This is a genomic window from Psychromonas sp. MB-3u-54 (genome assembly GCF_002836415.1).
Classification (GTDB): Bacteria; Pseudomonadota; Gammaproteobacteria; order Enterobacterales; family Psychromonadaceae; genus Psychromonas.
On sequence record NZ_PJBP01000145.1, the window covers coordinates 1 to 12698 of the forward strand.

Below are 12698 nucleotides of genomic sequence, written 5' to 3' on the forward strand. Positions count from 1 at the left end.
CGCCCAATATGATATTGATCATAATAATGCCATTCGGTTCAGGTCTTTCATTTTGCATTATCTTGGTTTTACTCGCAGCAAACTAACCAAGCCACCCATTTTTATAAACAATAATAGTCCTTCTTTGATCATCGATTGAGATAACCTTTTATAGCTGAGTCAATTCGTCGTTGGCGTTGTTATAACTAGACGTTTCAGGGGTTATCGTAAGCTTGCCGCGAATGGGGGTTAAATCAACATACACCATACAAGCTAATATGGCCGCTTTATCAAGTAATGCTTTGGACTTAAAACGTCTTTCCCAGAAGTGACCAGTACAGTTATCTTCTTTATTAGCTTGCTTGGCAATAGGTTGACTGAGTGAACGCATAAGCCAGCTAATATCAATTAAACGATGACGATATTCGGTAATGCATTGGTTAACGGTTTTTAGCTCAAGTTCATTAAGGTCTTTATCTTTAACGAACTTCTGCGTCAGTAACGTGCCTTTAAAACCTTTATGCCATTGAACCAGTACGTCTTTATCTGTCCAGCTATTAGCTTTATCAGTATCCACTTTAACAACAAGATGCAAGTGATTACTCATAACGGTGTAGGCACAGATATCAATTGCAAAGATCTTGGCAAGTTCAAGAATACGAGTATCTACCCACTTTCGGCGATGTTCATAGTTTTCACCTGTTGTGATATCAATACCACACAAGAACGCATTGCGCACAACACGTGAGCAGCAGTGATAATACGGCGAGTCATCTAAGCACACTATTTTTTTTCTTGATCTAGCCATTATTTATTACCTGCAAGTAAAGATAGAGAACTAAAGACTAGAACAGTCGATAAATATTCGCCAATAATTTTGGGTGGCGATGCTGCTGTTAATACCAAACGTATTAAATTTATAATCAATGCCTTCAAAGGAAAATTGACACTTATAAAGCAGTCGTAATGATTATTGAATAATAAATCTGATCACTTAATTAATGCGTTTGCTATGATCATTTTTGATAGGATGTTTTTACAAAACATTGCCGAGCCTGAAGGCCCAGTTCCAAATAGTAAAGTGTGCACCGTCTCTCGGATCTGAGCCTTTAGGCTCGGCCTGTTATTTTTCTGAGGTCGCGTATTGATACCAAACGTATTAAATTTATAATCAATGCCTTCAAAGGAAAAATTGACACTTTTAAAGCAGTCGTAATGATGATTGAATAATAAATCTGGAAAGTTAATTCATGAAATTGATATTACATTGGAGGTTGCATTAAGAGTTGCGGATAAAACGCGATAGAGCGCTGAATGGCTCAGGAGATTGTATTTACTGGGGTTTATTTAAGTTTTTGGAAGGTAAAAAACATTTTAAAACAGGAAATTGGTGCGATAGGCATCTTCGAACCCAATAACTTTAAACATTAAAATCAAATAGTTAACATACATCTTCGAGATATAAAAATAAAAAGGTTACATTAGAGGTTACATTAAATTAAAGCCACCAGCTAATTAAGAAAATTTATATCCTGATGGGGTGAAATACTTTAAACCGATTTTCATATCTACCCAAGAATGTGTAAACGGTATGAAGCAAGTACATTTCCACTGCCCCTGAGCGAATTAGTACTACTAATTATTAAAAAGCAAAAAGAAATACCTGACCCGAATGGCATTTAAAAACTACGTGTGGCTGGCAATATTTCGCTGAGCTTTGCGTCCAACACTACGCACGAGATGCGTAATCTAATCTTTTGGCGCAGGCCTAAAGTGCCACACTTAGTTAAGGTGAACGACGACCAGTAACGGCTACCAAAAAACTAAGATAGCTTCCAGCCACAGTAGCTTCCGAGCCGGACATGCGGTGTCAATCACTAAACGACACCATTTACTCTTAAGGATTCAATTGAGTATGAAACTCCACCAGCGCTACAATACCTAGGCAAGATATTAAGCCGTTGCTATGCTCGTCACTTAGAGTGTAAACTATGTGCCATTACCCTTTATGTAACAAGGGTTTTAACTAATAAGGGTTCTCGTCATGCAAGAACGTATTCGCAACTATTTCAGAACTTGTCAGCTGGTAACGCCGGCGGAGCTTGTCGCTGTCTTAGGTGTTAGCCGCTCGACCGTCACACGACACATACGCCCGCTCATTGCGCAAGGTGTCGTGGCACGCCTTGGGCAAGGCAAAAACATACAGTATTTGTATACCAAACCAGTACCCGAGCTGCAGCAACCCATTGTGTTGCGGAAGATCAACGCACAGGCCGAGGTTGAGGAAATCGGTCACTTATGGTTGACCTATTCCGGTAGTGTCCTAGAGAAGCTGGACGGTAGTATCATAGAATACGATGGTTTGCCTTGGTACATGCACGACCTTATGCCGAAAGGTTTCCTCGGTAGGCGCATCGCCAAGCGAGTGTGTAGAAGGATCAAAGCGCCGGTACAGCCTGATCGCTGGACGGATGCGGATCTGCTGAGATTTCTTACAAAATTCAGACTGGATATAACGGGTGACCTGTACCTTTCTGCCGGTGAATATCAGCCCAAAGCACGAAAACAGGAGAACACAAGCCTAGAAATGGTCTTGGAAAAGTACGGTGACTGTGCGCAGAAGACAGGCGTATCGGTTAACGGGCAGAGCACCGCTGGCGGTGAACAGGCGAAGTTTACATCGACACGGCGCGAGAACAATGTCTACAAATCTTGTCTGGTTAAATACTCACCAAGCATTGATTCGAATAATCCGACCGTTGTGCGCATGCGGGATCTTCTGGTCTGTGAACACCTTGCACTAGAAGTATTGCGCGACTATAACGGACATGCCTCTGAAACTGAGCTACTTGACGATGGAACGCGGCTGTACTTGGAAGTCTCACGCTTTGATCGCGTTGTTCACAACAATCTGCAGGGACATATCGGAATGGTATCGCTGGAATCCGTACTTGCCGAGCACTGTGGTGATTACGCCGCTAACTGGGTTGATGCCAGTATCTTGCTGCAGCAAGAGGGGCTTGTAAGTGACCACGATTTTAAACTGATGCACACATGGCAGGCATTTAGCAGCTTTATTGCTAATAGCGATGCACACAACGGCAACATTTCCATGTTTTTTGACGAATTGCAGGTACAAGGCATTACACCTGCATACGATATGCTGCCGATGATGTATATGCCCATCGCAGGAGAGGTGTCAATGCCTGCGCCAAAGGTCAATAAACCTAAACGCATCGATACTGAAAGCTGGAAGATTGGATGTCAGTTGGGCGTACAGTTTTGGCAGAGAGTCGCCGTAGACGATAGGGTATCAGATTCATTTAAAGGCGTTGCTAGGCATTGGCTTACTTATATCAAGGACTACGAATGATGCGAGCCTATACTTCATATTACCAATCGGGAAAGAGCCGAGGGTCACCCATTAGTAAGTTCTGGTCAAGCTGGTATGTAAGTTTCCTTAGTTTTTTTAACCAAGTATTAAATCGTACATGAACCGCTAATTTATTGCTTATTAATACACACCTAAAAATCACAATGTTGGTGTCAATATGCACCAGTCACCCATCTGCCTTTTTATTATGGGGAAGTAAGCGGTGTAGCCATGCAATGCTGTATGACTACTGCTCTTGGCTTTATAAGCCTCAGTAATTATTTAGTGCCAACGTTAATCCAGTTCTTTGCAGAATTTTCTGCAACTTAACAGATCTATGGCTCAGCCTTATTCAAACCGTCCAACCCGTTATGGCTTTAACGTTGGGCAACTCTTTTTACAACAAATAAGATGGTATCGTTCAAGGTTTAATCAGGTCTAATGGTTTCTCCAACCCGGTGTATAACTCATGAACGATGCCAAATTCTTAACAAAATGCTTTTTCAACGGTAAACGGTACTTTATCTCGTAACACATAAAAACAAGCCCTTGCTAATTTCCGTTGATAGTAACTTTTAACAGTTTTGTTATAACGAATGGCGAAATTGGCGGCTTCAACAAATGCCCAGGCTAAGTATTTGTTGCCATTCTTTGAATTGGTTTTACCTTTCTTTTTTCCGTTGCTATAACGAGCACCACTGATACAACGACAATAAGATGCATAATTCCCAACTTTATCGAAACGACTAATATCGCCCGTTTCTAACATGATAGTGAGTGCGAGAATATTGCCAATACCATCAATGCTGATCAGTTATTGAAAATCTTTAGTTAATTGAACTTGTGTTAATACGATTTTTTCTAATCGTTTGATTTGCTCTTTTAGACATTTCATCACGGTCAGATTACAAATTGTTGCCTGCGCCGTGTTTGCAGATGAGAAATGAGTCATTATAACTTCAGGCGTTAACTGTTTTATCTTATTGTTACTCATTTTGTAATTTAAATGACGCATGTATAGTCCTTGAATGGACAAAATATTGAGAGTGGCTTGCTGAACAAGCTGCATGCGTTTACGCATTAAATCACGGATAGTTCGTTGCTCTTTAGGGTAAATATAACCTTCAGGTAAGACACCTAATCGCAGCATTTCAGCAAGCCAGTCAGCATCGCTGTTATCATCGGCATATTTTAAGCCGGAGTATTGCTGAATAGCCGTCGTATTAGCGAGATGCACCTGGTAGTTAGCGTCGTTTAATGCATCAACTAGCAATACCAGTTGAAAGTAGACTCAACGACTAAGCCCGTCAATTGCGGCTTGAATGGGTCAAGAAACAGGAGGATTTGTTTTATATCGTTAGGTAATTTACGTCGAGCAATAACATCACCCGTATCATCTTTAATTGAAAAAACGCTGTTGTTTGAATGTAAATCAATACCACCATATAGTTTCATTTTAAAGCCCTCGTTTTAGCTATGTGTATAACATACACTCTAGGCTTGAACGTGAATCGTAGGAACTTACTATATGATTATCAGGTCTTTCATTTTGCCTTTTTTAGTAATTCGCATCTGGTCTAAGGCATATTGTGCCCCAATATAATATGGGATGTCAGATCAAATCCAAGCTAATCGATTTACGAATACAGCACCTTTGGTAATCAAATGGCGCTGTATTTATGCCTAGCTCTCCGATAAAGTCCGTCAATTTATTATCGTTGATAGAAAATTATAATATGAATAGAAAATTAAACAATGCGGTAACTTGTCCAGCATCTTCAGTGCTGAGTTCGTTATCATCGAACGCTTTTTGTAATTGTGCATCAAGCGTCGCCTGTAAGGTCAAAATCGGGCTAGCTTCACCCCTTTCAATCAATTTTTCAACATTCGCAACCGCGACATCAAAATGACCATGTAAATAACTTGCTATAAACAGCTCATGATCACTACCATCAGCGATGAATGAATACAAATGTGCCTCCATTTTGTCGGATTTTTCGATGAAAATCGAATCTTGACTCAAACCTTTCTCCTTTTTGTATTAACGAATGTTGTGAATAAATACATAGTGTCTATTAACTATTATCAGAACTGGCTGAAACTCATTACAACGAAAACATGTTCTCGCATTAAGTATCAAACCGCAATGGACAATGTCACGATGCTTAATTATTTTGCTTATTGATTCCACATATGAAATTAAAGGGGAGGGGGTAACATTTAAATCAAGGTGTAATTAACACAAAAAACGAGCCGTTAGAGTTGAATTGAATCTAGAATTTTTTTGTGTAAAATTGCATTTCATTTTTTAATAAAGGCTTTTTCATGTGGTATTTATCTAGCGTTACAATTATGTGGGCTTTTTCATTTAGCTTAATTGGTGTATACCTTTCAGGTCATGTAGACGCATGGTTTTCAGTTTTATTACGCATAGGTATTGCGACCTTGATTTTTTTACCTTTTTTAAGATTAAAAGGAATTAAAATTGACACAATAATTAAGTTAATTGCAATTGGCGCTGTACAATTGGGGTTGATGTATTGCTTTTATTATCAATCATTTCTTTACCTTACTGTCCCTGAAGTCCTTTTATTCAGTGTATTTACACCGATATATATCACCTTACTAAATGATATTTTAAGTAAGAAGTTTCATAGAACAAACTTGTTAACAACGTTAGTGGCCGTCTTAGGTGCAGCTTATATTCAATATTCAAGTATCAGTGAACATGTACTTTTGGGTTTTATGATCACCCAAGGTGCTAATCTTTGCTTTGCAATTGGGCAAGTAGGTTACAAATACTTACTAAAATCTACACCCGAACTAGAAAAACAACCAAAACACTCTATCTTTGGATTGTTTTTTATCGGTGCTTTCCTTGTTGCATTTATTGCTTTTCTAGTGCTTGGATCTACAGATAAAATGCCTACTACATCGATCCAGTGGGGAATTTTGATTTATTTAGGTACGATGGCGTCAGGGGTTGGATACTTTGCTTGGAATCAAGGTGCAGCTAAAATAAACACAGGATCTCTGGCTATTATGAACAATGCTTTGATTCCTGCAGGACTTATTGTAAATCTTGTTATTTGGAATAAAGAAGCTGATATTACGAAGATATTAATTGGTGGAGGATTAATTTTCACATCGCTTGCATTTAATGAATACATCAACAAAAAAAATCATATTGCTATCCCACAATAAGTTATGGATTCATTTACCTGTATAAAAAGAAAATCTTTTATTTTTAGGTTTTCTTTTTATACTTATGAAGTAGCCTTAAAGGGATATGACAATAATCATCAGGAAATAACGTTAGTCTGTCTTGATGCTCATTATCACTCGGAATGTAATTGGTGAGGGGTAATACTTCAACTGCCACTTTTTTTCTTGTTTGATTTTTATCATTTAATGTATTTTCTAACCGTTCAATATGGCATTTTGCTTTTAGTAAGTGATTAGTCTCTTTACTGTAAATACCTGTTCTATATTTCTCACCTACATCGTTCCCTTGTTTATTTATACTATAGGGGTCAATAATTTCGAAAAGATAGTCAATCAAGGTTTCAAGTGAAACAATAGCCGGATCAAATTCCATTTTCACACATTCAGCATAACCATCATAAGCCGTTTTGGTTGAATGAGTCGCACCATTTACTCTTCCTACCTGAGTTCTCTCCACTCCAGGTAAGTGCTTCATAAATTCTTGCACCCCCCAGAGACAGCCTCCAGAAAAATAGATTGTTTCCATAATTTAAATTAACCTCGATACATTATTAAAAATTTTATTTTTGACTTTAACGCGAAGGATATTTCGAAGTGATAATCGATTTTAATATAAGCCACTATAACACTGGGTTAATGGAGCAAACAGTTGTTTTGATATGAGTCTATACGCCCAATATGATATTGATCATAATAATGCCATTCGGTTCAGGTCTTTCATTTTGCATTATCTTGGTTTTACTCGCAGCAAACTAACCAAGCCACCAAACTAACCAAGCCACCCATTTTTATAAACAATAATAGTCCTTCTTTGATCATCGATTGAGATAACCTTTTATAGCTGAGTGAATTCGGCGCTGGCGTTGTTATAACTAGACGTTTGAGGGGTTATCGTAAGCTTGGCGCGAATAGGGGTTAAATCAACATACACCATACAAGCTAATATGGTCGCTTTATCAAGTAATGCTTTGGACTTAAAACGTCTTTCCCACTCATTTATAAGGAATAAATGAGAACAGCTTTAGCTGGCCCGAAGGGTGAGCGCCATGGATGGCAGCGAATAAAAGTGACCAGTACAGTTATCTTCTTTATTAGCTTGCTTGGCAATAGGTTGACTGAGTGAACGCATAAGCCAGCTAATATCAATTAAGCGATGACGATATTCGGTAATGCATTGGTTAACGGTTTTTAGCTCAAGTTCATTAAGGTCTTTATCTTTAACGAATTTCTGCGTCAGTAACGTGCCTTTAAAACCTTTATGCCATTGAACCAGTACGTCTTTATCTGTCCAGTTATTAGCTTTATCAGCATCCACTTTAACAACAAGATGCAAGTGATTACTCATAACGGTGTAGGCACAGATATCAATTGCAAAGATCTTGGCAAGTTCGAGAATACGTGTATCCACCCACTCTCGGCGATGTTCATAGTTTTCACCTGTTGTGATATCAATACCACACAAGAACGCATTGCGCACAACACGTGAGCAGCAGTGGTAATACGGCGAGTCATCTAAGCACACTATTTTTTTTCTTGATCTAGCCATTATTCATTACCTGCAAGTAAAGATAGAGAACTAAAGGTCAGAAAAGTGGATAAATATTCGCCAATAATTTTGGGTGGCTATGCTGCTGTTATAATGAACTTATCGTTGATCAGGTTACTCGAGGATTGGTATAATAACAATTCGCATAAGTAAATGGTCTAAAATTGCGAAGGAAAAAGTAATGATAGCAAGACGTTTGATTGAGCAATAGCTGGCTATTGAGATTGAAAATAACGAAGTTAGCGTTAATTTTAACAAGTAAGATAGGTCAGATATTTATGCGGATTGGTATAATAACAAAAGAAATTAAATTGTGATCTGAAGTTAATTAATGGAATGGGTAGAGTGCATTCTATGCTCCGCAGGCAGTGGCAATCGGTGCGCACCCTACGGGCTGGTCTTTCTCTGTGTCGCGCGCAGCGCCTCGGTGTTCTCTGTGGTAGTCCCTTTAAAGTGCTGTTCAGGCTTAAAAGCAACAGGCCGAGCCTAAAGGCCCGGTTCCGAGAGCTGCTGCACACTTTATCCTTTGAAGGCATTGATCATAAATTTAATACGTTTGGTATAACTTTAGGCATCAGGTAGAAGAGGTAAAAACACTCTGCCAAAGGGAGTGGGCAAATCTGATCACTTAATTAATTCTTTTGGTATAACCTCGGATTTGACGTATTAGAGTGGAGTTACATCAGAGGTTACATTAAATGTGGGATTGTACAAAACATTATAGAACGCTGAAGGGCTCTAGATAGCTGTATTTAATGGGGTTTATTTTATATTTTGGGGGAGTCAAAAACATTTTAAAAAAAAGAAGTTATGGTGCGATAGGCAGCTTCGAACCCACTTTATTAACCGTTAAATATCAAACAGTTAAAGGTAAATTATTGAAAATAAAAACAATAGTGTTACCTGTAGTGTTACCTAAACCAAAAGCCACCAGCGATTTAACTAGAATTATCCTAAGTATCTAATAAAATGCTCCGCCCCTAGTTAGCGAGTTAACAACAGACAAATCTGTGGCCAATCTTACTTAGCCACAACACTTATTGAGAATAAGCATTATCTCAATAGGAAGTTTTTAGAGCAAAAAAAAGAATTGTCAGATCTAGCCTGAACTAATACACAAAAAAGCTTTCAAATGCCCCTATAAATAATTATGTATCCACCCAAATTCATTGTTAAATACTGTAACTATATATGTTTTAATAAATCAAAAATAGTATATTCGCCATTCTTGATATTGGATACCTTTTTATATTCAAAAATGCTTTCAATTAATTTATTTATGTCATTGAAATAATTTTTTACAAAATCATAACTCTTAACATTCCTGAATTTTAATTCCATTTTACAAAAATCACTCGGTTTCTTTCTAGATTTTTTAAAATCAGTATATTTACCTTCGCTAACTATAATCAACATCTCAATTTCTGGAGCAGTGATAATATCAATTACAGAAACCTTATTTACGTATACTTTACTCAGCTTAAAATTTTCTGTTCGCGAATCCAATATCCTTAGAACCGTAATTTTCTTAGTAAAACCTTTACGTAAATACTTCTTCTCAAATTGTTTAGCGCCTCTAGTTCGAATGATCTCCCCTTCTAATAACTGATCCTGATTGAAATTTAACTTATCAAAATCTAAGAGTAAGTCCATTATAGCTTGCTCGGCAGAGCCTTCACAAATACATGCCACATAACCTTCTCCTAAGTCCATTATTTTACCCCAAACTGAATAAGGGCTTTTTTAAATTTTATAAAAGATTCATATGTTGGCACAGTTCCTTCCAAATACCCACTTTGATATACTTCACTTTTTTTAATATCATTACGTTTTAATATCTTAGAAAGATTCTCAACACTAATCCCACCATCATTCCTTGTTACATAGATATTGTCGCTTCTTTCAAATTCATCCAATAACTCAGGGTAGTGTGTAGATAACAAAATAACAGCACCATTTTTATTCACCTTATGACTCATAAAAAACCTAACTAATGTAGCTGCAAGCTCTTTATTAAAGTGATTTTCAATCTCATCAATAATTAAATATCCACCTTTCCTTAGCACCATCATTGCATTAACAAATACATTAATTCCTTTTATCGTCCCAGATGATAAATACTTTGCCAACTCAAGTGGCGAATTCATTAAAATTTCACTTTTACCTTTAAACTTCAATCTTATTTCAATATCACCCCCTTCTTTTTCTCTGTGAGTTTTTAAATATTCAATACTCGAATCTAAAAATGCTATTAGCTCCTGTGGAAAATCACCTAAAATCCTAATTAGATTTATATTTGTCCAGTTAATTAAATCTTCGTAATTAATTTTTATATTATTTTTTTTGTTTAAAGATATCATTATACTAACATCGTCTGGTAAGAACTCTTCATCGCCTTTCCTTATTTGAATTGGCTCTATACCTGAGAAATTAAATATATTTTTTTTAGCTCTGATACTTTTAATATCTTTTTTCCATAACGTCTCACTTTCTATAACAAAATTGTTTTCTAAATCATCACTAAGTATATTTTTTGTTATCGTTGTCTCTAACCTATAGATTGACTCTGAAAATACACTAAAGTAAATATCAAAAACAATTTTATCATTTCCTGATAAACCATTTAATATACTGTTATTCTTTACACTATTAATAGCATCATTATTTAACATTTGAATTATGAATGAAATTACTTTTAATGTAGTCGTTTTACCTGATGCATTAATCCCAACAAATGCAATTGCATTGTTCTGGTGAATTTGTGGAGATATTTTATGCAACATTTCACTTTTATCATTCCTAATACGCTGCGTAGTTGTAAAATCAACTTCTAGATCATTAGGAAAAAGTTTAAGACCATTTACCTTTATTTTTAATATTCTCATAACATGACATTCCATTTAAAACACTTAATCCGTTTTTACACCACTTAAAATGCAATGTAAACAGAAAAATATCAACCTTAAACCACGAAACTTGTTTTAACCTAACTAGATGAGCTATTTGTCCGTCTGAATTGAGCCGAGGATCAGATCTTTCTTTTTGCAGTTTTTTAATAATTAGCATCTGATCTAAGGCGATGGGGGCGTTAGTGAGTCAATTTCTCACTCGGAAAGGAGCACAAACCGACTTAGAAAATATCATTCATTATTCTCTAAACTGTAGCCCATGTTCTTTAAGTCTCATTAAAAGATCGCAAGGGGTGTAGCCCATGAGGGTTATATAAATAGAAATTTAAAAAAACACTGAGTGTCTATTCCACGCGAGTCTACGCCCCTGCAACACTTAAAGTTTGAGGGGAGTACCTTAAATAGGGTAGCCCCATCTAAGGTGCTGTCTGGTTACTACTAGCCTTTGCTCTTAGCTATCATTACATGTCCATCGCGTCCATTTTATAACATGGACAGCTCAACTCCTTGAAACTCATGGGCTACAGAGTTTTCCATATATCGCTGTCCACATGTTATATTTTTAAGCTGACAGCCTAATACCAGCAAACATAAGGCCTCTAGGAAAGTGTCCACGATGTCCACTACTTTACTGTTTAAGGAAAATAAATAAGTAATATAAGAGAAGTGGTAATAGCAATAATATTTCATACACAGCCGCAAAACCCAAAACATGTGGACATCGAGGACAGCAAGGCTAAACCACTCGGCCGCATAGCTTATAGCTGTCCACATTAAATAAAATGGACTTGGACCGTTGAGCTAAAGAGCTAAAAACGTGGACTTTCAGCCAAAAAATCCCGTTTATGAAGTAGTTAAAGAGAATCAAAACAGCAACGGCTATTAATTTAAATAGTGGTATCCTCTAAAAGAATCCCATACTTACGCATAGGCATCGTACCCTTTTGTATTTGGTGCTTTTTGATACTAGGCATGAGGTAGAAAATTTTATCTTTCATCTTCCTAATTCCTATTTTTTGACTGTTAGAATATGTACTGTCAATCCAATCATCAAACGCTTTCTTCGGTGAAGTTAATATTAATCCACTTGTACCGTATTGCTTGAACATGTACTTACCGAATCTTTCATCTTCTAAGCTATCGTAAGTTCTCTTTAGTGTTCTCTTTGTTTGTCCAATATTAAGACAGTACAATAGGAACTCTTCTGCAATTTCATTGATATTGTCCTTAACATCACCGAATGATTCAGAAATTCCATACTTATTATGAAAGCCTTTGATATGAGCAGTAGATTCCTTTCTTGCGCTTTCTTCACCAAGCTTTATCATTTCCCCGACTGCTTTGTTTAACCATGTTGCTACATAAGCAGATACGCTTTTGAAGTACATATCAGATCCAACAGATTGAAATAGCGGTCTATCTTCTAGGCTACCTTCAAACTTTAAGTAGCTAAATCTATTAGCAAACTGAGACTCTACCCCATTATCACCTGTTAATGACTCAACCCCATCAGCACTAGCGAACACTTTTGTGTATAGCTGCGCTTTCTGCATCATTTTATTTTTAGGTGCTAATAAGATTTCACTTTCAAGCTCTTTGATTTCTGATTTAACACTCTTGAATTCATTAACACATAGAATCCAAGCTCTTTGGAAATCACTGGCTT

The 12698-nt window shown here is 36.9% G+C and carries 8 protein-coding genes and 2 pseudogenes; 2 read left to right on the forward strand and 8 right to left on the reverse strand.

The features are described 5' to 3' along the window. Nucleotides 1–143: 143 nt before the first annotated feature. Nucleotides 144–787 (reverse strand): annotated as a pseudogene (locus CXF72_RS11070) (transposase); the annotation flags it as partial. Between the two features lie 1617 nt (nt 788–2404). Between CXF72_RS11070 and CXF72_RS11075 the strand changes: the two are divergent. Continuing rightward, a complete protein-coding gene (locus tag CXF72_RS11075; RefSeq protein ID WP_157823241.1) occupies nt 2405–3352 on the forward strand; it encodes a HipA domain-containing protein in 948 nt (315 codons plus the stop codon). Between the two features lie 487 nt (nt 3353–3839). On the opposite strand, the pseudogene CXF72_RS20255 reads toward CXF72_RS11075, so the two are convergent. Both CXF72_RS20255 and CXF72_RS11085 read right to left on the reverse strand, forming a co-directional pair. After that, nucleotides 3840–4807, reverse strand: a pseudogene (locus CXF72_RS20255) (IS110 family transposase). A 274-nt stretch (nt 4808–5081) separates the two neighbouring features. Next, complete coding sequence (locus CXF72_RS11085; protein ID WP_232784962.1) at nt 5082–5375, reverse strand: YfcL family protein; 294 nt, start codon at nt 5373–5375, stop codon at nt 5082–5084. A gap of 302 nt (nt 5376–5677) precedes the next feature. Here CXF72_RS11085 and CXF72_RS11090 point away from each other — a divergent pair, with 302 nt between their 5' ends. Continuing rightward, the gene (locus CXF72_RS11090; protein ID WP_101039089.1) at nt 5678–6556 is read left to right on the forward strand and encodes an EamA family transporter; all 879 of its coding nucleotides are present in this window, start codon (nt 5678–5680) and stop codon (nt 6554–6556) included. Nucleotides 6557–6599: 43 nt separating this feature from the next. Here CXF72_RS11090 and CXF72_RS11095 read toward each other — a convergent pair whose 3' ends face one another. The 5 genes from CXF72_RS11095 to CXF72_RS11120 all read right to left on the reverse strand — a co-directional run. Further along, nucleotides 6600–7103 (reverse strand): peptide-methionine (S)-S-oxide reductase, encoded by a 504-nt coding sequence (locus CXF72_RS11095; RefSeq protein WP_101039090.1) that lies wholly within the window; start codon nt 7101–7103, stop codon nt 6600–6602. Between the two features lie 495 nt (nt 7104–7598). Beyond that, nucleotides 7599–8123: a transposase gene (locus tag CXF72_RS11100; RefSeq protein WP_101039091.1), complete on the reverse strand. Its 525-nt coding sequence runs from the start codon at nt 8121–8123 to the stop codon at nt 7599–7601. Nucleotides 8124–9308: 1185 nt separating this feature from the next. Next, nucleotides 9309–9836, reverse strand: a complete 528-nt coding sequence (locus tag CXF72_RS11110; RefSeq protein ID WP_101039093.1) for a hypothetical protein — start codon at nt 9834–9836, stop codon at nt 9309–9311. Further along, on the reverse strand, nt 9836–11008 hold the full coding sequence (locus CXF72_RS11115; protein ID WP_101039094.1) for an AAA family ATPase: 1173 nt from the start codon (nt 11006–11008) through the stop codon (nt 9836–9838). Before CXF72_RS11115 ends, CXF72_RS11110 begins: the two co-directional genes overlap by 1 nt. 911 nt (nt 11009–11919) lie before the next feature. Continuing rightward, a partial coding sequence (locus CXF72_RS11120) for a hypothetical protein (RefSeq protein ID WP_198552572.1) occupies nt 11920–12698 on the reverse strand: 779 nt, incomplete at its 5' end.

Bases quoted from the DNA above. Each gene is read 5' to 3' on its own strand.
- CXF72_RS11090 (WP_101039089.1), top strand. From the start codon at position 5,678: ATGTGGTATTTATCTAGCGTTACAATTATGTGGGCTTTTTCATTTAGC.
- CXF72_RS11095 (WP_101039090.1), bottom strand. From the start codon at position 7,103: ATGGAAACAATCTATTTTTCTGGAGGCTGTCTCTGGGGGGTGCAAGAA.
- CXF72_RS11100 (WP_101039091.1), bottom strand. From the start codon at position 8,123: ATGGCTAGATCAAGAAAAAAAATAGTGTGCTTAGATGACTCGCCGTAT.
- CXF72_RS11110 (WP_101039093.1), bottom strand. From the start codon at position 9,836: ATGGACTTAGGAGAAGGTTATGTGGCATGTATTTGTGAAGGCTCTGCC.
- CXF72_RS11115 (WP_101039094.1), bottom strand. From the start codon at position 11,008: ATGAGAATATTAAAAATAAAGGTAAATGGTCTTAAACTTTTTCCTAAT.